Below are 23543 nucleotides of genomic sequence, written 5' to 3' on the forward strand. Positions count from 1 at the left end.
TCCACGGTGGCCGGGGCGGCTGACGGCCCGCCTACCGTCCGCTGACCGCCCTGTCGAGGGCGGCGTCGATGCGGTTGCGGATGTCCTCGGTGCTGTACCAGTCGTCGGGACACTCCGCGCGGGCCTGGGCCAGCAGGGACAGCGCGAGGCCGCGCTCGCCGGCGGACAGCGCCACCTCGGCCAGCCCGAGGTCCGCCCAGGCCAGCACGTCCATGGAGCCCACCCGGCGGGCCAGCTCGGCCGCCTCCTCGTAGTCGGCCCGCCCGCCCAGCGGCTCGCCCATGCCGAGCAGCGCGTCGCCGCGCCGGCACAGGGCCTCGGCCATCTCCGCCCGCGCGTCGAGCTCGCGGGCCAGCGTCAGCGCCTCGTCCGACAGCGCGTACGAGGCCGCGTAGTCCCCCCGCTCGGAGGCCAGCGCGCCGAGCCCCGACAGCACCAGGATCGTCCCCCAGCGCTCGCCGATCGCGCGGAAGGCGGCCAGGGCGCGCCGGAAGGCGGCCAGCGACTCCTCGGCCCGGCCCAGGATCTGCAGCACGAACCCCATGCCGCAGTACGACAACGCCCGCTGCCAGGGCGGCAGGCCCTCAGTGAAGGCCCGCAGCTCGTGGTAGATCGTCTCGACGTCGCCCGGCGGCCCGGTGAACATCGACCGCATCATCATCAGGAACTCCACCCGCTCCGGCAGGTGGGTGATCGGCAGCAGCCCGCGCACCTCGGCCAGCCGCTCGCGCAGGTCGTCGTCGGCCACGCCCGTCCAGGCCGTGACGAGCACGCACATGACGTACTCCTCCTCCATGCCGGCGGGGCGGGCGTCGCCGATCGCGGCCAGCAGCCCGGCGGCCAGGCCGGCGACGGCGCCGCGGTGGCCGCGCATCCACCAGTAGCAGGTGCCGTGCGCCAGCAGCCGCAGGCCGGTCGCCAGCTGCCCGGACTCGGTCGTCCAGCGCACGGCGGCCTCGACGTCGTCGCTCTCCTCGTCCAGGCGGGCCAGCCAGTCGAGCTGGGCGGCGGTGCGCAGCAGCGGGTCGGCGGTCAGCAGCAGGTCGAGGTAGTAGGCGGTGTGGGCGTCCCTGATCGCGGCGGTCTCGCCGGACTCGGCCAGGCGTTCGGCGCAGAACGCCCTGATCGTGTCGAGCATGCGGTAACGGCCGCCGACGTGCTCCACCAGCGACTTCTCCGCCAGCGAGAACAGCACCTCCTCCGGTGCCCCGCACACCCGCTCGGCCGCCTCGGGCGTGGCGCCGCCCACGAAGACGCTCAGCCGGCCGGCCAGGCGCTGCTCGGCGTCGTCCAGCAGGTCCCAGCTCCACGCGACGACCGCGCGGAGCGTCTGGTGCCGGGGCAGCGCCGTACGGCTGCCGCGGGTCAGCAGCCGGAACCGGTCGTCCAGGCGGGCCGCCACGTCCGCGACCGACAGCGTACGGAGGCGCGCGGCGGCCAGCTCGATGGCCAGCGGCAGCCCGTCGAGCGCCCGGCAGATGCGCACCACGTCCGCGGCGTTGCCGCCGTCCACGCCGAACCCGGGACGCACGGCGGCGGCGCGGTCGGCGAACAGCCGGACGGCCGCGTACGCCAGCGGGTCGTCCGGCTCGGGCGGCGGCAGGCGCAGCGGGGACACCGGCAGGATCGACTCCCCGGTGATGCCCAGCGCCTCCCGGCTGGTGGTCAGCACCCGCAGCCCGGGGCAACCGGCCAGCAGCGCGTCGGCGAGCTCGGCCACGGCGGCGACCAGATGCTCGCAGTTGTCCAGGACGAGCAGCAGGTCGCGCTCGGCCAGCGCGGTGAGCAGCCGGGTGACCGGGTCGATCGCCGGGCGCTGGGACGTGTGCAGCAGGGCGTCGCGGATGTCGAGCGCGACCAGCACCGCGCCGGGCACGCCGGTCGCGCCGGCCGCGCCGGTCACGTGGGCGAGGGGCACGAAGCACACGTCGCCCGGTTCCTGGGCGGCCGCCTCCTGGGCGAGCCTGGTCTTGCCCGCGCCGCCGGGGCCGATCAGCGTGACGAGCCTGTTGTCCCGCAGCCGCGCGCCGAGCTGCGCCAGCTCCTCCGCCCGCCCCACGAAGCTGGTGAGCTGCGCCCGCAACCCCCGCTTGAGCCCTCCGGCCGGCGGCGCGGAAGGCCCGCCGGGCACCGCGGCCACGGGCGTGCCAGCGGGCGCGCCGGCTGACGTGCCGGCGGGGGCGAGTGACGGGTCGGCGCGGAGGACGGCCAGATGGGCGGCGGTCAGCTCGGCGCCCGGCTCGATGCCCAGCTCCCGGTCGAGCAGCCGTCGCGCCTCGTCGTAGACGGCCAGCGCCTCGGCCTGGCGGCCACTGCCGTACAGGGCGCGCATGAGCTGGGCGCGCAGGCGCTCGCGCAGCGGATGGGCGGCGGTGAGCCGGCGCAGCTCGGCGACCAGGTCGCGGTGCCGCCCAAGCTCCAGGTCGGCCTGGAGCCGGTCCTCGGTGGCCGCCAGCCGCAGCTCCTCCAGCCCGGCCGCGGCCGACACGGCGTGCGGCGCGTCGGCGAGCGGCACGCCCCGCCACAGCTCCAGCGCCTCGCCCAGCAGCGCCGCCGCCCGCCGGGCGTCCCCATCGGCCAGCGACCGCCGCCCGTCCCGGGCCAGCAGCTCGAAGCGGCGCGCGTCCACGTCCTGAGGATCGGCGACCAGCCGGTAGCCCGCCGGGTGGAACTCGACCAGGTCCCGGCCGAGCGCCCGGCGCAGCCTGGAGATCTGGGACTGCAGCGCGTTGGCCACACCGTCCGGCGGGTGGGGGCCGTACAGGCCGTCCACGAGCTGGCCGGCGCCGACGACGCGGCCCGCGTTCAGGGCCAGCAGGGTGAGCAGGGCGCGCACCCGGGGCCCGCCGAGCGCCACGGGCGCGCCGTCCTCGTCCAGCACGCTGGTGGGTCCGAGGATCTCGAAGCGCATGTCTCGATTATCGGGCCTGGGGGAGGAGTGCGGCGATTTCTCCGTACGTCGGCAGCTTGGGGGCGTTCTTGCCCTGCGCGCCCAGCACGGCGGCCAGAGCGCCCTGGAGCGCGGCCCGGTAGAGCAGCGACCCGGTGCTCACCCGCGCCACCCCCGCCTCGGCGAGCTGGTCGAGCGTGGGCCCGCCCGGCTGGTAGAGCACGTTCAGCGGCAGCCGCGTACGCGCGACGACCTCGGCGATCTCCGCCAGGTCGGACAGGCCGGGGACGAAGATGCCGTCGGCGTGCTCGTAGGCGTCCACCCGCTCGCGCCAGTCGCCGGTGCCGAGCCAGTGGGTGTCGGTGCGGGCGTTGACGAACACGCCGTGGCCCTTGGCGGCCTCGATGATCCGCCGGTGCAGCTCGACCGGGCGCAGGGTGCCGTCGGGACGGCCGTCCTCCAGGTTCACGCCCGCCACGCCGAGCGCGGCCAGGCTCGCCACCAGGGCCGACACCTCGTCCGGGTCGTCGCTGAACCCGCCCTCGATGTCCACCGTGACCAGGACGTCCAGGTCCTTGACCGTCTCGGCCAGCTCGATCGTCTCGGCCCTGGTCGCGCCGGCGGCGTCCGGCTTGCCGTGCACGGCGGACACGCCGAGGCTGGTGGTGCCGATCGCGGGGAAGCCGTGCGCGGCGAGGATCGCGGCCGAGCCGTAGTCCCAGGCGTTGGGCAGCAGCAGCGGGTCGCCCGGCCGGTGCAGGTCGTGGAAGTTCATCGGCCGGTCCCTTCGAGGAGCGCGTCGAGCACGCCGGCGGCCAGCGCGAGGGCGTGGGCGGGAGCGGGGCACGGACGCAGGCCGTCCCCGAACGTCAGATGGGGGGCGGGGCCCCGGGAGGCGTCGAAGCGGCCGGGATCGGCGAACACCTCGGGATCGCGGTTGGCCGCGACCAGGTCGATCGTGACCTCCTGGCCGGTGCGGGTGTCGAGCCTGCGGCCGGCCTTCAGCGGCGGGTCCTGCCTGAGCGTCTCGTGCAGCACCGCCTCGGGGTCGTCGCCCGGCACGGCGTGGGCGAGCGCGTTCTCGATGAGCGCCTCGGTGGCGGCGTGGCCCTGGAGCAGCAGGGTGACGGCCGGCAGGTCGGTCAGCCCGAGCAGTTCGGCGACGGCGGCGTCGGCCCGCGGGCTTCCCTCGCCCGACAGGTAACCGCTCGCGGCCGCGGGCACGGCCGAGGTGTCCGGCACGCCGAGCGCGGCCCCCAGCACGGCCGTCGGCACGCCACGCCAGTCGCCGCCGCGGTCCTCGGTCGCGGCCCTGGCAGCCGTCCTCAGCGCGGCCGGGTCCAGGGCGGACAGGCGCTCGACGACCAGGCGGCGGCGTCCGGCGTGCGTCTCGCCGGTGCTGAAGCGCGAGACGTGGGCCCGCAGCCAGGCGAGCGTCCCGGGCTCGCCGTCCTGCGGGACGGGCGGCGGCACGTACCGGCTGTCGGAGAGCACCGCACGGGCTTCGGCGTGGTGGGTGATGAGCATGGGTCCACGCTAGGACGCGGACCGTTCGACGGGGGACGAAGTATGGACGCGTCCCCGGTGTCCCCGCTGTCCCGGTTTCCGGTCACGCCGCCAGCCGCTGCCGGCTCTCGGGCTGCGCGGGCGCCCCGGTGGCCCGCGTGCCCTCGATCCGTACGGCCGCGCGGCCCGGTGCGCTTGCCAGCGCCATCGACACGACGAGCACGATCTCGGCCAGCACCACACCCCGTTCGAGCAGCCCGTAGTAGGCGCCGCCGCCGATCAGCGAGGAGGTGAAGGCGGCCGGGTGCGCCGCCAGGTACGCGCCCAGCGTCAGCCCCGAGGTCACGCTCAGGGCCTTGACCGCGCTCCAGCGCACGGCCGCCGTCCGCCCCCTGGCCAACGACCAGCCGGCGACCGGCAGCGCGGTGAAGACCACGGCCGCCGACCAGCGGTGGATCTCGCCAGTGAGAGTGCTGATGTCCGACATGCCGGGATCGGTGGGGAAGAGCGCGCTCAGCATCAGCCCGGCCGCCCCCGCCAGCAGCAGCACGCGGGTGGCGGCGGTCCGCCCAGGCTCCCGGGCGGCCAGCCCGTACGCCAGCGACAGGCAGGCCACGGCCAGCGCGAGCGTCCCGACCAGCACGGGCAGCATGCCGCCGGGGACGAGCGCGTAGTCGCTGATCAGCGGCTGCGCGGGCAGGACGGCCTGCGCGTAGCCGAGGGCGGCCACCGCCGTCACCGCTCCGGCGACCGGAGCGAGCACGGTGCGCCAGGTCATCGGGTCACCTCGTCGTAGATCTGCTCGAAGCGGGCCAGCGACGTCTGGTCGTCGTGGGTGAGCGCCAGCGCCCGGCTGGCGTTGCCCAGGCGGGCGCGCAGGTCGTCGTCGGTGAGGATCGCGGTCAGGTGCCTGGCCAGCGAGACGACGTCGCCCGGCTGGTAGAGGTAGCCGTTGCCGTCCACCAGGTGCGGCAGCGCCATCGCGTCGGCGGCCACGACGGGCAGGCCGGACGCCATGGCCTCCAGCGTGGCAATGCTCTGCAACTCGGCGACGCCCGGCATGCCGAACACGTCGGCGGCGGCGAACGCCTGCGGCATGCTCTCGTCGGGCACGAACCCGACGAAGAACACCCGGTCGCCCACCCCGATGCGCTTGGCCAGCTTCTCCAGCTCCATCCGCTGGTTGCCGCGGCCCACGAACGCCACCTGCGCGTCGGTCTCGTTGAGCACGAGAGGCAGGGCGCGGATCAGCTCGTCGAGGTGCTTCTCCTCGTCCAGGCGGCCCACGAACAGGACGGTCGGCCGGTCGGGCAGCGCGAACCGCCGGCGCGCCCAGGACTTGGGCTCGGCGTGCGGGTGGAACCTGGCCAGGTCGATGCCGCACGAGACGGCCTCGACGTCGCGGGAGAAGCCCTGGTCGGCCAGGAGCTTGGCGGCCAGCGGGGTCGGCGTCGTGATGTGGTCGGCCCGCTTGAAGATCCGGCTGAAGTCGCGCCAGGCCAGCCGGCCCGCCCTGGTCCGCAGCGCCTCGGGGACGTGCCCGAACTGGAAGAGGTTGTCGGGCATGAAGTGGTTCGTGGCCACGACCGGCACGCCGCGGCGGCGGGCGGCGGCGATGGCGGCCCGGCCGACCACGAAGTGGCCCTGGGTGTGCAGCACGTCCGGGTCGATGTCGGCGACCAGCCGGTCGAGCCTGGTCGGCACGGTGACCCGCATGGTCGGGTGCACCAGCAGCGGGGCCGAGCGCAGCCGGTGGACGATCACGCCGTCCACCACGTCGGCGCTGGCCGGGCCGGCCTCCGACTGGCACACCACGTGCACCTCGTTGCCGCGCGCGGCCAGGCCGGTGGCCAGCCGGTGGGTGAAGTAGGCGGCGCCGTTGACGTCGGGGGGATAGGTGTCGGTCGAGATCAGGACGCGGCGGGGACGTTCGGGGGCGGGGGCGAGGTGAGCGTGGTCGGTGACGTTCTGCAGGGGCATGGCCATGACGGTGACTCCGCTTTCACAAGGGGGGACGGCTGGGGGAGGGCCGAGGGGCGAACAGGGGGTTTCGGTCAGGGGAGGGGCAGGGGGAGGAGGTCAGGCGAGGTCGTTGCGCGCCTCCAGCGGGGTCGTCCGGGCCAGGGCGACCGTGCCGGCCGCGGTCAGGGCGGCGGCCGCGATCGGCGCGATGCCGGACGGCAGCGGCTCGCCGAGCAGCAGCGCCCCGAACGCCACCGCCGTGAGCGGGTCGGCGATCTGCAGCGAGGCGAAGGAGACGCCGAAGTGCCCGACGGCGTAGGCGCGTTGCAGCATCATGAGCGCCAGCAGCAGCGGGACCGGCAGGGCCAGCAGGTACCACCAGTTCCAGCCGCCGTCCACAAGCACGCGCATGAGCGTGGCGGTGGCGCCGTACAGGACGCCGGAGCCCGTGGCGAGCAGCGCGGCGCGGCCGGCGGGGGAGGCCGCCTTCGAGCCCGCCCACAGCAGCACCGTCGCGACGCCCGACACGGCGAGCAGGGTGAGTACGCCCGTGGGCGCCAGGTACGTCGGCCCGTCGGACTCGGGCACCAGCAGCACCAGGCCGATCAGCCCCGCCGCGACCACGCCCGCCGCGGCCAGTTCCCTGCCGGAGGGCCTGCGCCCGTGCAGCGCGGCGGCGATGGGCAGCGCGAACAGCAGGCTGGCCACCCCCATCGGCTGCACCACGGTCAGCGGGCCGAGCCCGAGTGCGACGATGTGCAGGCCGCCGCCCGTCACGATGGAGACGCCGCCGAGCAGCCAGCGCGGCCTGCGCAGCAGGGTCAGCAGAGCGGGCTTCGCCGAGCCCGCCGCCTCGAACTGCTGCAGCGCGGCTCCGAGCGCGAAGAACAGCGAACCGACCAGCGCGATCGCCGCGGCCAGCACACTCATTGCTCACTCCCTTCAGACGGATGGTTGCCGGACAGGGTCAAACGGACGTGTCCGCCGGAAGACGTTCCGGGGAAGGCTGGGTGGCGCGCCGCTTCCTGGTCCACCGCACCAGCTCGACGAGCCCGGTGATCGACAGCGCGATCCCGAGGCCCAGCAGCAGGCCCTTGATCGGGTCGTTCTCGAAGGCCATGCCGCCGAAGAAGCCGATCAGCCCGGAGTACACCGCCCACGAGCTCGCCGCGATGGCGTCGAAGAACGTGAACGAGCGCAGCGGATGACCCACGGCGCCCATGGTCAGCGTCGTCGCGGTGCGCCCGCCGGGGATGTACCTGGCCACGATCAGCACCATTCCGCCCCGCTCGGCCAGCGCGCCGCGCGCCCAGACGAACGCCTTCTTGTCCCGCAGCCGCCTGGCCGACTTGTTGCCGATCAGGTACGACACGTGGTCGCCCACGAACGCGCCGAGCGCCGCGACCACGATCACCAGGGCCAGGTTGGTCTGGCCGGAGGCGGCGAACACCGCCGCGGTGATGACCGACGTCTCGGCGGGCACGATGGGGAAGAAACCGTCGAGCAGCGCCAGGGCGAACAGCGCCACGTACAACCATGGCGATGACATCACCTGCTGGACCAGGTCGAGAATGGCGTGCGACATATGGGTGGACTCCGATCGTCAGGGCACTCACAAAGCCTGTCGGTGTGAGCGGACCGGGGACATCGGGGATGCCCCCGGTCGAACGCGGGCCCTTCCCCTAGGAGGGTCAGGGCCGCCTACCCCATGAAGGTAGAAATTCCGCAGGTCGTGGCGCATCGGACCATCGGCACGCGTCACCCCCTACTTTCGTCAGGGGCGGACCTGCGACTTCCGTGTGACACCCACGATCAAACCGGTTGCGCGCCCCGGAAACAGGAGAGGAGGTATCCGCCTTTCAGGTGGAGCTAGCCCCACCGTGACCGGTGCGGCAGGCCCCACCCTGACTTTCGTCAGGGGTGCCGGATGACCTTCGGGCGGGACGCGCCCCGGCCGGCGGCGGATACCGTCGGTGCGTGAACCGTCTGCGCCGTGAGAATCGCCGTCAGGTCGTCTCGGACCTGCTGCTCTGGGTCGTCCTGAGCATCTTCGTGACCGCCATGGGCCCCGACCCGTTCGTCGACCCTGCCGCGTTCGCGATGGTGACCCTGCCCAGGGTGGGCCTCGCCGCGCTGGCCGTGCTCGTGGGCCGGCCCTGGCCGCTGGCGGCACTGGTGCTGCTGCTGCCGCTCGGCCCGTGGCGCTTCACCGACGGCTTCGCGACGGTGGACCTGACGTGGCTGCTGCCCCGGCGCGACGTGAAGATCCTCCCGCTGCTCGCCACCTCGCCGTTCATCATCTGGTACGCCTACCTCACCGGCCGGCGCATGGCCCGGCTGTGGCCCGCGGGGGCCCTGTTCTGCCTGATCACGGCCGTCGGGTGCGCGGTCGTGCTGGTCCAGGGCGGCGACCTGGCACTGTGGGTGTCGATGGGCACCGGGCTCGTCGGCACGTACGCGGTGCCGTACCTGCTGGGGCTGCTCCGGCGCGGCCTGCTCCAGCAGCGGCGGCAGGCGCGGCTGTCGGTCGAGGCGCAGGCGCGGCTGCGCGAGCGGGCCAGGATCGCCCGCGAGATGCACGACTCGCTCGGCCACGACCTGGCGCTGATCGCGGTCCGCGCCGGCGGGCTCGAAGTCGCCCCCGGCCTCGGCCCGGCCCAGGTCAAGGCGGCCGGCGAGCTGCGCATGGCGGCGGCCGACGCGACCGAGCGGCTGCGCCAGATCATCGGCCTGCTGCGCGAGGAGGCCGAGGCGGCCCCGCTGTCCCCGGTGGACGAGGACGTCACCGAGCTGGTCGGCCGGGCCCGCGACTCCGGCATGTCGATCACCCTCGACCTGGCGCCGGGGGCGTCGTCCGAGCTGGCGCACGCCGTCGTCCAGGAGGGGCTCACGAACGCGGCCAAGCACGCGCCGGGGGCGGCGGTCGCCGTGTCGGTCGCGCCGCACCGGGTGGTCGTGCGCAACGGCCCGCCGCGCTCGCGTCCCAGCGCCCGGTCCGGCGGGCTGGGCCTGGCGGGGCTGCGCGAGCGCGTACGGCTGGCCGGCGCCACGCTGACCGCCGGACCCGACGGCGACGGCTTCAGCCTGGCCGTCGAGCTCCCCCACGCGGGGGAGGCGGATCCCCGCCGCTCGGGAGGAGAAGAGCCCGCCTGAGCCGCACGATCGGAGCATGACAGAACAGCGAGCGGGCATCGGCCGGCTCACCGCCGCGATCGTGGCGGTCGCCGCCACGCTGCCCTATCTCACGATCAAGACGCTCTGGCTGACCGGCGACTCCGTCGGCGTCTCCGACCCCGCGCTCATGGAGGGCGGGCAGATGATGGGCATGAACGCGCTGACCTTCGCCATGGAGGCCGTCGGCCTGCTGCTGGCGCTGGCCTTCACCATGCGCTGGGGCATGCGGCTGCCCGCCTGGCTGGTGCTGCTGCCACTGTGGGTGGGCACCGGCCTGCTGTCGGTGCTGGCCGTCACGACCCCGCTGATCCTGCTGGTCGGCGGCCTGGACGTCTTCAGCGGCGGCCCCATCCGGACGTGGGTCTACCTGGTCGTCTACGGCGGTTTCATCACCCTGGGCCTGGCCCTCATGACGGCCTTCGCCCTCTATGCCCGCGACCGCTGGCCGGCCGTCTTCGTCACCCCGGTCCGCTCGTCCTTCCCGAGTGCGACCCGGTCGTTGCAGGAGGTGGTGGCCTGGGGTGCGCTCCTGGCGGCGGCCGCCGTGGCGGTGCTGCGCGTCGTCCTGGCGTTCGACGGGACCGCCCAGGCGATCCAGAACGGGGTGAAGGCCGTACTGGCGGTCGGCGGGGCGGTCGCGCTCGTGGCCCTGGTCAGGCGGCGCGGGAACGGGCCGTTCTGGCGGCCGCTGGTTCTGGCCTGGCTGGGGTCGGGCTCGCTGTTCGGCTGGGGGCTGTTCTCGATGATCGTCCGGTCCACGGGCGGCCCGCTGGCCTACGGCGGCACGGGCGTCGCGGACTTCGCCGAGCTGTTCGGCATGCTGACCGGGCTGGTCATGGGGATGTGCGGAGCGTTCCTGCTGGCCGAACGGTCAGGCGTGGGCCACGTGCAGCCGGGCCAGGACGCGCTTGAAGGCGAGGATCGAGAAAGTGATCGCCAGCCCGCTGATCACGGCCACCGCTGAGGTGCGCAGCACCATGAACGCGCCCAGCGAGCCCTCCAGCTTCTCGTAGACGGCCAGGAAGATGCTCAGCGTCGAGTTGGCCAGCAGCACGAACGCCCACAGCAGCGTGATCCTGGCGAAGAACCTGCGCACCCGCTCGTGCTTGAGCACCGCCGACGGCAGATGGATGTAGTCGAGGGTCAGCTTCTGCACCAGCGGCCGGTTGAGCCGGACGGAGGCCAGGAACACCATGCTGATGCAGATCGTGCCCAGCTCCGGCTGGATGAAGAACCACATCCAGGTGCCCGTCCAGAACGACACCAGGGCCCGTACCGTGATCGCGAACGCGGCCAGGAACATGGTGGCGGGCACCTTGACCCCTCTGACCAGCCGCCAGGCCACGCCGAGGTACACCCAGGAGACCGTGGCCACCAGGGCCCACTTGAAGCCCAGCACGACCATGGCGAGGTAGAACACCAGCAGGGGGGCGACCACACCTTCGAGCAGGCGGGGGGCCGCCTGACGGGCGAGCGCGGTCAGACGGGGGAGGGCGACCGGATGGTGGTTCAAGGCTGCTCCGCAGATAGGCCGACGATCAGCGTCTACCCGGGCTTCGGGGGTCAAGGCTTGCCGGATGGACCGGTCCTCGTCACCGACGAGTGCGACCCCGAAGGCCGGTGGCCTACCGTACCGGAGCCCGGTGAGTAGGACTGCCGCTTTTGACGCGTTCCAGCTGTTCCATACGAAACCAGTCCACCCTTGAACCCGGCTTTCAGCCGAGTGACGCCGTGGCGAGCTTGGCGCCGAATCCGAGGAACAGCGCGCCGACGCCCGAGGTCAGGCCCGCGCTGAGCTTCTTGTGCCGGCGGAACTGGGCGGCCAGGAACGTTCCGGAGAAGATCAGCGTGGTGAGGTAGAGCACGCTGAAGACCTGGATCACCGCGCCCAGGATGAGGAAGGACAGCCAGGGGGCGCTGTAACCGGGGTCCACGAACGGGATGAAGAACGACAGGAAGAACAGGATCGCCTTCGGGTTCAGCAGGCTGATCGTCAGGGCCTTGCGGAACGGCCGCGCCTGACGTACGGGGGCCGCCGCGGCGTCGGCCGTCGTCGCCGGACCGGCCCGCCAGGCCCGTACCGCGCCGCGGATCATCTGGAAGCCCATCCAGGCCAGGTAGGCGGCGCCCGCGTACTTGACGACGGTGAACAGCACGGGCGTCGCGCGCAGCAGGGACGCGGCCCCGGCGGCGGCGAGCACCATCAGGACGGTGTCGCCGAGGAACACGCCCATCGCGGCCCGGTAGCCCTGCCGGACGCCGTGCTGGGCGGCGAAGCTGAGGACGTACAGGGAGTTCGGGCCGGGGAGCAGCACGATGAAGAAGGCGCCGACGACGTAGGTCCAGACGTCCGTGATACCGAAGAACACGCTTAACGGTATCGCGTGATATATGCCGATTCAGTCGCCTGGTGGTCGCTCATTGCGACGCACATGCCTATTGACCGGGTAGGGATACTCGTGAATATCTGGTGTCATGGCACTCTGGACCCCCGACCCCACGTTCTACCCCTCCCCGCGCGACGCCGTCGAGGCCCCCGTGGAGAAGCTGGCCTACGTCGCCGCCTTCGACAGGTCGGCGCAGCGTCCGGACGCGCTGGCCGTGCTCGACACCGACCCCGCCTCCCCGGCCTACGGCACGATCGTCGGCTGGACCGACCTGCCCGGCACCGGCGACGAGCTGCACCACTTCGGCTGGAACGCCTGCAGCAGCGCCCTGTGCCCGAACGCGCCGCACCCGCACGTCGAGCGGCGCTACCTGGTCGTCCCCGGGCTGCGCTCCTCGCGCATCCACATCTACGACACCAAGGACCGGGTCAGCCCCGAGCTGGTCAAGGTGATCGACGCCGAGTCGCTGGCCAGGCGGGCGGGCTACTCCCGCCCGCACACCGTCCACTGCGGGCCCGAGGGCCTGTACGTCTCGGCGCTCGGCGGCGCGGACGGCGCCGAGGGGCCCGGTGGGATCGCCGTGCTCGACCACACCTCCTTCGAGGTCCTCGGCCGGTGGGAGCTGGACCGGGGGCCGCAGTACCTGGCCTACGACTTCTGGTGGCACATCAACCACGACGTGCTGATCACCTCCGAGTGGGGCACGCCGTCCATGATCGAGGACGGCGTGGTCGGGGAGCTGCTGCTCGGCCGCAAGTACGGCCACAAACTGCACTTCTGGGACCTGCGTAAGCGCAAGCACGTCCAGGAGGTGGATCTGGGCGACCAGTACCAGATGCCGCTGGAGCTGCGCCCCGCCCACGACCCCACCCGCCTGTACGGCTTCGTCGGCGTGGTCACCAGCGTGGAGGACCTGTCGGCCTCCGTCTGGCTGTGGTTCCACGAGGACGGCCGCTGGCAGGCGCGGCAGGTCATCACCATCCCCGCCGAGCCGGCCGACCCCGCCCTGCTGCCACCGGTGCTCCAGCCGTTCGCCGCCGTGCCGCCGCTGGTCACCGACATCGCCCTGTCCGTGGACGACCAGCGCCTCTACGTCTCATGCTGGGGCACCGGGGAGCTGAAGCAGTACGACGTGTCGGACCCGTACAAGCCGGTCGAACTGGGGTCGTTGCGCATCGGCGGCATCACCCGGCGCACTCCGCACCCCGCCGAACCCGGCCTGCCGCTGCGCGGCGGCCCCCAGATGGTCGAGGTGAGCCGCGACGGCCGCCGCGTCTACCTCACCAACTCCCTGTACGGCTCCTGGGACGACCAGTTCTACCCCGAGGGCGTCGGAGCCTGGCTCGCCAAGGTGGACGCCGACTCCTTCACCTTCGACACCCGCTTCTTCCCCCATGGCGACGCCTTCCGCGGCCTGCGCCCCCACCAGGTACGCCTCCAGGGCGGCGACGCCTCCTCCGACTCCTACTGCTACCCCTGACCATGCCTGCCATGAGCACCGCGACCGTCCTGCTGCTCGGGGCCTTCCACGGTCTGAACCCGGCCATGGGCTGGCTCTTCGCGGTGGCTCGCGGTCTCCAGGAGCGCAGCCGTGACCTGCTGCTGCAGTCGCTCCCCGTGATCGCCTTGGGCCACCTGGCGTCGGTGGCCCTGGTCGCCCTGGTGGTGGCCGCCACCGGCTCCGTGGTGACGGGCGCGGCGCTGCCGGTGATCGGCGGGCTGGTACTGGTGGCGTTCGGGTTGTGGCGGCTGCTGTCCAACCGCCACTTCCGCTGGGTGGGCATGCGCCTGTCGCTCGGCCAGCTCGCCGGGTGGTCGTTCCTGATGTCGTCGGCCCACGGCGCGGGCCTGATGCTGCTGCCCGTCCTCACCGGGATGCGGGCGGAGGGCCACGCGGGCCACGCCGTCTCAGGCGGACTGGCGGTGGCGGCCCTCCACACGCTGGCCATGTTCGTGGTGGCCGGCGTCGTGGCCGTGGTGGTCTACGAGGTGCTCGGCCTGACGATCCTGCGCCGCGCCTGGTTCAACGTGGACCGCATGTGGGCCGTCGCCCTGATCGGCGCCGGCGTGCTCACACTCCTCCAGGCCTGACCGGACCGCCGTCGTCGAACACGTCGGAGAGACTGGTCGCGTGGACGGCCCTGCCGATCCAGGTTTCGATCAGGGTGGTGTCGGTGCAGGAGGTGATGCGCTTCCGCGCGGCGTCGGGAACCACCACACCACGATGGTCGAGCAACAGAAGCAGTGCTCTGACTCCGCCGTGCACTTGGCCTTCGGCGCGGAGCATCTCGGCGTACTCGGATCGGTAGCGGTAGGTCATGGCCGCCGTCAGCCCTGTTCCTGCCGCTCGTCGTCCACGCCGAAGATGTCGGAGAGGCTGGTCGCGTAGAAGGCCTTGTCGACCCAGGCTTCGATCACCGTGGTGTCGGTGCAGGAGGTGATGCGCTCCCGCACGGCGTCGGGAACCACCACGCCCCGGTGGTCGAGCAGCCGCAGCAACACTGCAGCCTCACCCTCGGCCTTCCCCTCAGCCTTCCCCTCGGCCTTCCCTTCGGCCTTCCCTTCGGCGCGGAGCATTTGGGCGTACTCGGACTGGTAGCGGTAGGTCTTGGTCGCCATTAGATCTCTCCAGATTCGTCGGGCGTCGGTGTTTCCGAGGCCTACTTCGGTTTGTTCGGCGATGTGTCCGGCGCTGGTGGTGTCAGTGGTGTCCAAGGCGTCTGCCAGGACTTCCAGTATGGCAGTGACCTCGCCGGAACGGGCGTGGGTGAGCGCCGAGAACATGGTGAGCACCACGTCGTTCACCGCCTCGGCGAGGTCGTCGATCACGGGGATGTTGTGCGGGCCCACGACGACCGCGCGGACGGACAGGGTCGGCCAGTCCGGCAGGCCGATCGTCTTGGGGGCGGCGGCCCAGGTGGCGGTCGCCTCGTCCTGGCAGATCACCAGCAGCGTCACCGGGCAGTTGAACTTGACGTGCACGTGGCTGATGTAGTGCGCCCAGGCGGCGGTCTTGCGCTCGTCGGGCTTCGACTGCGACTCGCTGATGACCACGTGCCGTCCCTCCAGGGACGTGAACATCATGATCGTGTCCGCGCGCCGCTCGATCGGCTTGATCTCGGTCAGGTCGGTGTCCACCACCGCGACCTCGGTCGGGGACGGGAAGGGGATGTCGAGCACCTTGAAGACGCTCGTGTAGAGCTCTGGATTGTCACGGAAGACGCGATGCAGCGCCTCGTGCTGGAGGGAGATCATGCGCGGAACGTTAGCGGCTGATGACACTGTGTGCTGACAAATAACGGACAGCAGGCGCTTGACGGTGGAAAGAACTTATCCGTGGAAGAAAGGGCGGTAGAAAAACCTCTACCTGAGCATGTTCGCAGGCAGGGCAGGATGTGGTGCGTGCGGATATCCATCCTGGGGCCGTTGGAGGTCGAGGGCGACGGAGGGCCGGTCGCGGTCGGTGGTCTCCGGCTGCGGGCGCTGCTGGCCGTGCTGGCGCTCGAAGCGGGCCGTTTGGTCACCGCCGAGCGCCTGATCGACGTGCTCTGGCCGCAGGAGCCGCCCGCCAACGCGGCCAACGCGCTGCAGACGTTGGTCAGGCGGCTGCGGGCGGCGCTCAGGCCGGACGAGGTGATCGACAGCCGCCCCGGCGGGTACGCCCTCGCGCTGCCCGCCGAACAGGTGGACGCGCTGGCGTTCCGGCGGCTGGCGGGCGAGGACCCCGAACGGGCGCTGGCGTTGTGGCGGGGGGCGGCGCTGGCGGATCTGACGTCGGTCCCGTACCTGGCCGACGTGGCGACCGCGTTGGAGCAGGAGCGGCTGGCGGCGGTCGAGGCCAGGGCCGAGCGCCTGCTGGCGGACGGGCGGCCGGTCGAGCTCACCGCCGAGGTGGCGGCGCATCCGTTGCGCGAGCGGCTGGTCGGGCTGGCCATGCGCGGGCTGGCCGCGTCGGGACGGCAGGCCGAGGCGCTGGAGATGTTCGAGCGCACCCGCCACAGGCTGGCCGACGAGCTGGGCGTCGATCCGGGCGCCGAGCTGCGGGCCGCGCACCTGGCCGTGTTGTCGGCCGAACCGCCTCCGGCCGCTTGGCCCAGGAGCAGGCCCAAGGGAAACGTACGCAAGCCGCGCACCAGCTTCATCGGCCGGGAGGCCGAGCTCGGACGGCTCACCGACCTGCTCGGGCGGGACCGGCTGGTGACGCTCGTCGGCCCTGGCGGCGCGGGCAAGACCAGGCTGGCGACCGAAGCGGCCCTCCGCCTCGCCCCGGAACCCCACGGACCAGTGACGAAAGGCCCCGGCACGCCGGCCGGGGCGTGGATGGTGGAGCTGGGGCCCGTCAGTGAGCCGGCCGGTGTGCCCGGGGCCGTGCTCGACGCGCTCGGCCTGCGCGACGACCGTCCCGGTTACCGGCCGCCCGAGGAGGCCCGCGACGTGGTCGAGCAGGTCGCCGAGGCGCTGGGCGGGCGGCCCCTGCTCGTCGTGCTGGACAACTGCGAGCACGTGGTGACGGCGGCGGCCGTGCTGGTGGAGCGGCTGCTCGACGAGTGCCCGGCGCTGCGGGTGCTGGCCACCAGCAGGGAGCCGCTCAATGTGCCGGGCGAGCGGCTGGTGCCCCTCCCGCCGCTCGAACCGCCGCCGGTGGGGGCCGGGGCGGACGAGGCGACGGCGTACCCGTCGGTGCGGTTGCTGGTCGACCGGGCGGCGGCGGCCCGGCCGTCGTTCGCCGTGGACGAGGAGAACGCGGCGGCCGTGGTCGCGCTCTGCCGCCGGCTCGACGGCATGCCGCTGGCGATCGAGCTGGCCGCCGCCCGGCTGCGGACGATGACGCCACGCCAGCTCGCCGACCGCCTGGACGACAGGTTCAGGCTGCTGGACGGCGGAAGCCGTACCGCGCTGCCGCGCCAGCAGACGTTGAGGGCGGTCGTCGAGTGGAGCTGGGACCTGCTCGACGAGGGGGAACGTGTGCTGGCCAGGCGGCTCGGCGTGTTCGCCGACAGCGCGACCCTGGAGGCCGTCGAGGAGGTGTGCGGCGGCACGGCCGACGTGCTCGGCGCGCTGGCCGACAAGTCCCTGGTACGCGTCTCGCCCGAAGGCCGCTACTCGATGCTGGAGACCATCCGCGCCTACGCCCTGGAACGCCTGGCCGAGGCCGGCGAGACCGCCGAGTACCGCGACCGGCACGCCCTCCACCTGCTCGACCTGGCCGAACGCGCGGTGCCCGAGCTGCGTACCGCCAGGCAGGTGGAGTGGATCGAGCGGCTCGCGGCCGAACGCGACGACTTCGCGGCGGCGCTGCGCTGGCTGATCGACCGGGGGGACTCCGGGCCCGCGTTGCGGCTGTGCGGGGCGCTCAACTGGTACTGGTGGATGTGCGGCTACCGGCGGGAGAGCGCGGCGTGGGCCGTGCAGGCGCTCGACCTGGCCGGGGACACGCCGCCTCCAGGGCTCGCCGCGGCGTACACGGCCTGCATGTTCGCCTACGGGATCGACCTGTTCGGGACGATCAGCAACGACCGCGCGGCCATGACCGAGCTGTCGACCCGGATGGACGCGCTGGTGGAGCGGGCCGTCCAGGAGGGGCCCGTGCACCCGCTGCTGCTGATCAGCAGGGTCGTCATGGTCGCCGCGGCCGGACGGGACGAGCAGGCGGTCGCGCTGCTCGGCGAGTACGCCGGCAGCGACGACCTGTGGTTGTCGTCCGCGGCCCTGATGATCGGTGGCCGGATGCGTTCGGCGTCGGAGCGGGAACGGGAGCTGGAGCAGGCGGTCGAGGGGTTCAGGCGGCTCGGCGACCGGTGGGGGCTGAGCGAGGCGCTGCTGGGGCTGGCCGACCTGCGGGCCGAGCGCGGCGCCCCGACCGACGACCTGATCGCCGAGACCTGGTCGCTGACCAGCGAGTGGGTCAGCGACGACGAGTCGATCTCCACCCTGATCCGGCTCGCCCAGGTCCGCCTGCGGGTGGACGACCTGGACGGCGCGGGCGCCGACCTCGCCCTGGCCAGGGCCCGGGTGGGGGAGGAGACGTCCCCGTGGACGCTGGTGCTGCTCGGCCTGGGCGAGGCCGCGTACGAGACGCGGCGCGGCGACCTGGACAGGAGCCTGGCGATCTACCGGGACATGAGCGGCGCTGTGGCGGCGGCACCCCAGGTGCCGCAGCTCACGGCGATGTACCTGACGTCCTACGGCAGGGTGCTGGCCCGCGCCGGCGACCTGGAGGCCGCGCTCGCCCGGCACCGCCAGGCGCTCGACGTGCTCGGGCACGTCCGCCCGGACCGCCCGCTGCTGTCGATGACGCTGGCCGGGTTCGCGCTGGCGGCGCAGGCCGCGGGCGACCAGGAACGGGCGGCGGTGCTGTTCGGCGGCGCGTCGGCGTTCGTCCCGCAGGACACCTCGCCCGAGACCGCGCAGGGACGCGCGGCGGCCGAGAAGGCACTGGGCGAGGAGCTCTTCGGCCGCCGCTTCGCCGAGGGCGCGGCGTTGTCGCTGGACGACCTCCACTCGCTGGTCGGCGGCACCACATAGGGAGAGCGTGCCGTCCGGCCCCGGCCCCGCGAAGCGGTCTCGATCACCGGACCTTGCGGTTGTAGGCGCGCAGGGCGAAGGGCGCGAACAGGGCGAGCAGCGCGGCGGCCCAGCCGAGCGTGATCCACACGTCGGAGGCCGCCAGACCGCCTACCATGAGGCCGCGCAGGGCTCCGGCCAGGTGAGAGACGGGGTTGACGCCCATCCACCAGGTCAGCCAGCCCGGCAGGTCGGTGGCGGGGATGAAGGCGCTGCTGCCGAACGTGAGCGGCAGCAGCACGGCCGTGGCGATGCCCTGCATCGAGGCGACCGACTTGGCCACCAGCCCGATCCAGGCCGACCCCCAGCTCAGGGCCGTCACCATGAGCAGCACCAGGCCGACCCCGGCCAGCGCGCTCAGCGGATCGGTCCGCACGCGGAAACCGACGGCGTACCCCACGGCCAGCGACATGGCGATGGTGATCAGCAGGGTCAGCAGGTCGGCCATGATCCGTCCGGCCAGCGGCGCCGATCTGGCGATCGGCATGGTCCTGAACCGGTCGAACACGCCGTTGCCGATGTCGGTGGCCAGGTTCATGCCCGTCGTGATCGTCGCCATCAGCGCGACCTGGACGAGCACGCCGGGCAGCATGTACGACACCGCCCCGGCCCGGTCACCCCCGGCCGCCCCGCCGAACAGGTAGACGAAAATGACGATCATGAAAACGGGCTGGAGCAGCAGCCCAGCGAGCTGGCCGGGGTTGTTCCTCAGCGGGATCAGGCTGCGCCAGGCGAGCGTCAGCCCTTGGGAGAGCGCGGTGGTCATGAGCTTGCTCCGGTGAGTGTGCGGAAGACGTCGTCGAGGGAGGGCAGGCGCAGGGCGTGCTCGGCCAGCACGATCCCGGCGTCGTCCAGCCTTCCGAGCAGGTCGGGTGGCGCGGCCAGGTCGTGCACGGGGACGCTGAGCAGCCCGTCCACGGCCGCCACGCCGAGGATCGAGCCGGCCTTCTCCAGGTCGTCGGCGCGCAGCGGCCGGACGTCCAGCCGGTGGCCGCCGGCCAGCGCCTTGAGCTCGGCCGGCGTGCCGCTCGCCGCCACCCGGCCGCGGTCGACCACCAGCAGGTCGTCGGCGAGCTGGTCGGCCTCCTCCAGGTACTGGGTGGTCAGCAGGACCGTCACCCCGTCCGCGACCAGCTCCCTGACGACGTCCCACAGGTCGCCGCGGGCCCGCGGGTCGAGGCCGGTGGTCGGCTCGTCCAGGAACAGGATCCGGGGCCGGCTGACCAGGCTGACCGCCAGGTCGAGCCGGCGGCGCATGCCGCCCGAGTACCCGCCGGCCGCCCGGCCCGCCGCCTCCTCCAGGCCGAACCTGGCCAGCAGCTCGGCGGCCCTGACCCTGGCGGCGGCCCTGGACAGGCCGAGCAGGCGGCCGACGAGCACGAGGTTCTGGGTGCCGGTCAGCTTCTCGTCGACCGAGGCGTACTGGCCGGTCAGGGCGATCAGCTCGCGGACCCGGCGGGCCTGGGTGACGACGTCGTACCCGCCGACCGTGGCGTGGCCGGCGTCAGGGGCGGCGAGGGTGGCCAGGATGCGTACGGCGGTGGTCTTGCCCGCGCCGTTGGGGCCGAGCACGCCGAGCACGGTGCCGGTCCTGACCCGCAGGCCGACGCCGTCCAGCGCGGTCTTGTCGCCGTACCGCTTGACGAGCCCTTCCGCTTCGATCGCGTATGTCATGTCCCTACTGTCGAGGGGCACGCTGGCAGCGCCCTGGCAGCTACCTGTCAGCCGCCGCCAGCGGCTGGATCCGGTGCGGCACCACGGTCGACAGCGCGATGACCGTGGTGCTCCTGCGCACGCCGGGGATCGTCAGCATCTGGTCGATGACCCGCTGGATGTGCTCGTTGTCGCGGCCCGCGATGCGGCACCACACGTCGCCCGGACCGGTCACGATGCAGGCTTCGAGCAGCTCGGGGATGGACTCCAGGGTCCTGGAGATGTGCTCGCGGGCGGCCTGCTCGACCTCCAGGGTGGTGAACGCCTGCACCGGGTAGCCGAGGGCGGCGGGGGACAGGTTCGGGCCGTAGTCGGTGATCACCCCGTCCGCGGCCATCCGGTCCAGCCTGGCCTGTACGGTCCCGCGCGCCACCCCGAGCAGCCGGGCGATCTCCAGCAGCCCGCTGCGCGGCCGGTCGGCGATCAGGCGGAGGACCCGCAGGTCCAGATCGTCGAGCCCGCGGCGACGTGCCGGCATATTCGCCTCCCAAAAGCCCGTTCGGCTGTCAGATCGGCAGCATACGGCGAGCGGTGTTGTCAGACCCGCCGGTCGTGCGGAGACTGCGGATCTTATGGAGCACCAGTATCCGTTCGTCCCCTACCGGCCCGAACGCTACGACGCCGACGAGATGATCAAGCGCGGGGAGGAGTTCCACGCACTGGCCGACCGGCGGCGCAGCGTGCGCTTCTTCAGCGACGAGCCGGTGCCGTACCGGTGCGTCGAGCTGGCCGTACGGGCGGCCAACACCGCGCCGTCGGGCGCGCACCAGCAGCCGTGGAAGTTCGTGGCGATCGGCGACCCCGAGACCAAGCGGCGCATCCGCGAGGCCGCCGAGGAGGAGGAGCGCCGCAACTACGAGGGCGGCCGGCTGCCGCAGGAGTGGCGCGAGGCGCTGGCGCCGCTGGAGACCACCTCCGACAAGGGCTACCTGGAGGTCGTGCCCTGGCTGGTGGTGTGCTTCGCCGAGAAGTACGGCGTGCGCCCCGGCGGCCGCAAGGTCAAGCACTACTACGTCAACGAGAGCGTGGGCATCGCCTGCGGCCTGTTCATCACCGCCCTGCACGCCATGGGCCTGTCCACGCTCACTCACACCCCCAACCCGATGGCCTTCCTCACCGACATCTGCGAACGCCCGGCCAACGAGCGGCCCTACATCCTGTTCCCCGTCGGGTACGCCGCCCCCGACGCCGAAGTGCCCGATCTTGCCAGGAAACCGCTGGAAGAGACGCTGATCCGGTTCGACGGAAAATTGGGCCTTTCCTAGGGCACTGTTCGTCTTCACTCTCGGTTCAGGCGCGGGTCAAACCCCCCAGTCCCGCGCGGGCGAGGAGGACGAGGTGAAACGCCGATTACTCACCCTGCTGGCGGTCCTGAGCATGGTCTGCCTGACCGGCATGACCGGCGCCGGGGCCGGTGCGGAGCCACCGGCGAACAAGCAGTACCGGGTCTCGGGCCCGGCCGACGCGCGGCAGCGCAGCGCCGTGGCGGCGACCGGTGCCGCCATCGAGGAGGTGGAGGCGGACTCGGTGCTGGTCACCGCCACGCCGACGGAGCTCGCGGCCATCAGGCGGCTCGGCTACCGGGTGGCGGAGGCCCCGCGCCCGGCGCCCCCGTCGGCCGTCGGGGCGTTCGACTTCCCGCCGTCGGACTCCGGCTACCACAACTACGCGGAGATGACGACTGAGATCAACACCCTGGTCGCGGCCCATCCGGGGATCATGAGCCAGAGCACGTTCGGCACCTCGTACGAGGGACGGCCGATGCGCCTGGTCAAGATCAGCGACAACGTGGGCACGGACGAGGCCGAGCCCGAGGTGCTGTTCACCGCCCACCAGCACGCTCGCGAGCACCTCACGGTCGAGATGGCGCTGTACATCATGCACCTGCTGGCCGACAACTACGGCACCGATCCCAGGATCACGAATCTGGTCGACACCCGCGAGATCTGGATCATGCCGGACCTCAACCCGGACGGCGGTGAGTACGACATCGCCAGCGGCACCTACCGCTCCTGGCGCAAGAACCGGCAGCCGAACTCCGGCTCCTCGGCCGTCGGCACCGACCTCAACCGCAACTGGGCCTACCAGTGGGGCTGCTGCGGCGGCTCCTCGGGCTCGACCTCCAGCGAGACCTACCGCGGCGCGAGCGGCGAATCGGCCCCCGAGGTCAAGGCGGCGGCCGACTGGGTGCGCAGCCGGGTCGTCGGCGGCGTGCAGCAGATCAGGACGAACCTCGACTGGCACACCTACAGCGAGCTGGTCCTGTGGCCCTACGGCTTCACCTACAACGACACGGCCCCCGGGCTGACCCAGGACGACCGGGACGCCCACGCCACGCTCGGCCAGAACATGGCCGCCACCAACAACTACACGCCCGAGCAGTCCAGCGACCTCTACATCACCGACGGGACGATCGACGACTGGATGTGGGGCACGTACAAGATCTTCAGCTTCACGTTCGAGATGTATCCGGTCGGCGCGAGCCCCGGCTTCTACCCGCCGGACGAGCAGATCGTCCCGCAGACCACCCGCAACAAGGAGGCCGTGCTGCGCTTCCTGGAGTACTCCGACTGCGTCTACCGGATCATCGGCAAGGAGGCCCAGTACTGCGGCACCGGCGCGCCGCCGACGACGGTCTGGTCCGACACGTTCGAGACGGCGACCGGCTGGACGGTGAACCCGTCCGGGACCGACACCGCCACCACGGGCGCGTGGGAGCGCGGCGACCCCGAGGCGACCACCTCCTCGGGCGCCAAGCAGCTCGGCACCACGGTCAGCGGCACGAACGACCTGGTGACCGGCCGCCTGGCGGGAACCGCCGCCGGTGACTACGACCTCGACGGCGGCGTCAGCTCGATCCAGTCGCCGCCCATCACGCTGCCCTCGACGGGCACGCTGAGCCTGTCGTTGTCGTGGTACCTGGCGCACGGCTCGAACGCCTCCAGCGCCGACTACTTCCGGGTCCGCGTGGTCGGCGGCACCACGACCACCGTGCTCCAGCAGGCCGGCGCGGCCGCCAACCGCAACGGCGCCTGGGCCGTGGCGACGGCCGACCTCACCCCGTACGCGGGCCAGACGGTCCGCATCCTCATCGACGCGGCCGACGCCTCGGGGGCCTCCCTGGTGGAGGCCGGCGTGGACGACGTCAAGATCACTCAGCAGCCCTGACCTGACCCCAAGCGCCCCCTCGTTCCGGATCCCCGTCCGGGGCGAGGGGGCGTCGTCGTTCGCGCCGGCGCCCCGCGTTTCGGCACGTCGCGGGCCGTCACGGGATTGGGTCTTGTAAGCACTGGGTGTCAAGGCTACGATCGCGACAACTCTTAGGAAACTTTCCTAAAAGAAATCAT

The 23543-nt window shown here is 72.6% G+C and carries 21 protein-coding genes; 7 read left to right on the plus strand and 14 right to left on the minus strand.

The annotated features are described in order from the left end of the window. Positions 1 to 31 precede the first annotated feature (31 nt). The 7 genes from ACWCSU_RS05265 to ACWCSU_RS05295 all read right to left on the minus strand — a co-directional run bounded on the left by ACWCSU_RS05265 (position 32) and on the right by ACWCSU_RS05295 (position 7943). The gene (locus tag ACWCSU_RS05265) at positions 32 to 2911 is read right to left on the minus strand and encodes an AfsR/SARP family transcriptional regulator (protein WP_449933662.1); all 2880 of its coding nucleotides are present in this window, start codon (positions 2909 to 2911) and stop codon (positions 32 to 34) included. 7 nt (positions 2912 to 2918) lie between these two features. After that, on the minus strand, positions 2919 to 3665 hold the full coding sequence (locus ACWCSU_RS05270; RefSeq protein WP_357707187.1) for an isocitrate lyase/PEP mutase family protein: 747 nt from the start codon (positions 3663 to 3665) through the stop codon (positions 2919 to 2921). Further along, the gene (locus ACWCSU_RS05275) at positions 3662 to 4417 is read right to left on the minus strand and encodes a cytochrome P450 (RefSeq protein WP_449933665.1); all 756 of its coding nucleotides are present in this window, start codon (positions 4415 to 4417) and stop codon (positions 3662 to 3664) included. The genes ACWCSU_RS05270 and ACWCSU_RS05275 overlap by 4 nt, the downstream gene beginning before the upstream one ends. Positions 4418 to 4499: 82 nt before the next feature. After that, on the minus strand, positions 4500 to 5174 hold the full coding sequence (locus tag ACWCSU_RS05280; RefSeq protein WP_357707190.1) for a DUF998 domain-containing protein: 675 nt from the start codon (positions 5172 to 5174) through the stop codon (positions 4500 to 4502). After that, a complete protein-coding gene (locus tag ACWCSU_RS05285) occupies positions 5171 to 6382 on the minus strand; it encodes a glycosyltransferase (protein WP_449933667.1) in 1212 nt (403 codons plus the stop codon). The genes ACWCSU_RS05280 and ACWCSU_RS05285 overlap by 4 nt, the downstream gene beginning before the upstream one ends. Positions 6383 to 6475: 93 nt before the next feature. Continuing rightward, entirely contained in the window at positions 6476 to 7288 is an 813-nt protein-coding gene (locus ACWCSU_RS05290) for a DMT family transporter (protein WP_449933669.1), read from the minus strand. A gap of 37 nt (positions 7289 to 7325) precedes the next feature. Beyond that, positions 7326 to 7943 (minus strand): DedA family protein, encoded by a 618-nt coding sequence (locus tag ACWCSU_RS05295; RefSeq protein WP_449933671.1) that lies wholly within the window; start codon positions 7941 to 7943, stop codon positions 7326 to 7328. Positions 7944 to 8335: 392 nt separating this feature from the next. Here ACWCSU_RS05295 and ACWCSU_RS05300 point away from each other — a divergent pair, with 392 nt between their 5' ends. Then, positions 8336 to 9511, plus strand: a complete 1176-nt coding sequence (locus ACWCSU_RS05300; protein WP_357707196.1) for a sensor histidine kinase — start codon at positions 8336 to 8338, stop codon at positions 9509 to 9511. Between the two features lie 16 nt (positions 9512 to 9527). Next, the gene (locus ACWCSU_RS05305; RefSeq protein ID WP_449933673.1) at positions 9528 to 10496 is read left to right on the plus strand and encodes a hypothetical protein; all 969 of its coding nucleotides are present in this window, start codon (positions 9528 to 9530) and stop codon (positions 10494 to 10496) included. Here ACWCSU_RS05305 and ACWCSU_RS05310 read toward each other — a convergent pair. Then, positions 10404 to 11045 (minus strand): VC0807 family protein, encoded by a 642-nt coding sequence (locus tag ACWCSU_RS05310; protein WP_357707198.1) that lies wholly within the window; start codon positions 11043 to 11045, stop codon positions 10404 to 10406. The two genes, ACWCSU_RS05305 and ACWCSU_RS05310, sit on opposite strands and share 93 nt — an antisense overlap. A 202-nt stretch (positions 11046 to 11247) precedes the next feature. Beyond that, positions 11248 to 11901 (minus strand): leucine efflux protein LeuE, encoded by a 654-nt coding sequence (gene leuE, locus ACWCSU_RS05315; RefSeq protein ID WP_449933675.1) that lies wholly within the window; start codon positions 11899 to 11901, stop codon positions 11248 to 11250. Positions 11902 to 12007: 106 nt separating this feature from the next. Here leuE and ACWCSU_RS05320 point away from each other — a divergent pair, with 106 nt between their 5' ends. Both ACWCSU_RS05320 and ACWCSU_RS05325 read left to right on the plus strand, forming a co-directional pair. Further along, positions 12008 to 13399 (plus strand): selenium-binding protein SBP56-related protein, encoded by a 1392-nt coding sequence (locus ACWCSU_RS05320; RefSeq protein ID WP_357707201.1) that lies wholly within the window; start codon positions 12008 to 12010, stop codon positions 13397 to 13399. Between the two features lie 11 nt (positions 13400 to 13410). Continuing rightward, on the plus strand, positions 13411 to 14010 hold the full coding sequence (locus tag ACWCSU_RS05325) for a hypothetical protein (RefSeq protein ID WP_397040282.1): 600 nt from the start codon (positions 13411 to 13413) through the stop codon (positions 14008 to 14010). Here the strand turns inward: ACWCSU_RS05325 and ACWCSU_RS05330 are convergent. After that, entirely contained in the window at positions 13991 to 14239 is a 249-nt protein-coding gene (locus ACWCSU_RS05330) for a hypothetical protein (protein WP_449933677.1), read from the minus strand. The genes ACWCSU_RS05325 and ACWCSU_RS05330 overlap by 20 nt on opposite strands. A gap of 8 nt (positions 14240 to 14247) precedes the next feature. Beyond that, positions 14248 to 15174, minus strand: coding sequence for a hypothetical protein (locus tag ACWCSU_RS05335; protein ID WP_449933679.1), 927 nt, complete (start codon positions 15172 to 15174; stop codon positions 14248 to 14250). 147 nt (positions 15175 to 15321) lie between these two features. Here ACWCSU_RS05335 and ACWCSU_RS05340 point away from each other — a divergent pair, with 147 nt between their 5' ends. Then, the gene (locus tag ACWCSU_RS05340) at positions 15322 to 18444 is read left to right on the plus strand and encodes a BTAD domain-containing putative transcriptional regulator (protein ID WP_449933681.1); all 3123 of its coding nucleotides are present in this window, start codon (positions 15322 to 15324) and stop codon (positions 18442 to 18444) included. A 43-nt stretch (positions 18445 to 18487) separates the two neighbouring features. On the opposite strand, the gene ACWCSU_RS05345 is transcribed toward ACWCSU_RS05340, so the two are convergent. The 3 genes from ACWCSU_RS05345 to ACWCSU_RS05355 are packed head-to-tail and all read right to left on the minus strand — an operon-like array spanning position 18488 to position 20674. Continuing rightward, entirely contained in the window at positions 18488 to 19249 is a 762-nt protein-coding gene (locus ACWCSU_RS05345) for an ABC transporter permease (RefSeq protein ID WP_357707208.1), read from the minus strand. Continuing rightward, a complete protein-coding gene (locus tag ACWCSU_RS05350; RefSeq protein ID WP_364099693.1) occupies positions 19246 to 20157 on the minus strand; it encodes an ATP-binding cassette domain-containing protein in 912 nt (303 codons plus the stop codon). Before ACWCSU_RS05350 ends, ACWCSU_RS05345 begins: the two co-directional genes overlap by 4 nt. A 40-nt stretch (positions 20158 to 20197) precedes the next feature. Then, entirely contained in the window at positions 20198 to 20674 is a 477-nt protein-coding gene (locus ACWCSU_RS05355) for an Lrp/AsnC family transcriptional regulator (RefSeq protein ID WP_449933684.1), read from the minus strand. 94 nt (positions 20675 to 20768) lie between these two features. Between ACWCSU_RS05355 and ACWCSU_RS05360 the strand changes: the two genes are divergently transcribed. Together ACWCSU_RS05360 and ACWCSU_RS05365 are read left to right on the plus strand one after the other, a co-directional pair. Then, a complete protein-coding gene (locus tag ACWCSU_RS05360) occupies positions 20769 to 21461 on the plus strand; it encodes a nitroreductase family protein (RefSeq protein WP_357707212.1) in 693 nt (230 codons plus the stop codon). A 73-nt stretch (positions 21462 to 21534) separates the two neighbouring features. Further along, entirely contained in the window at positions 21535 to 23364 is a 1830-nt protein-coding gene (locus ACWCSU_RS05365; RefSeq protein ID WP_449933686.1) for a M14 family zinc carboxypeptidase, read from the plus strand. Positions 23365 to 23543: the final 179 nt, after the last annotated feature.

It is taken from the genome of Nonomuraea sp. NPDC001699, assembly GCF_053596455.1.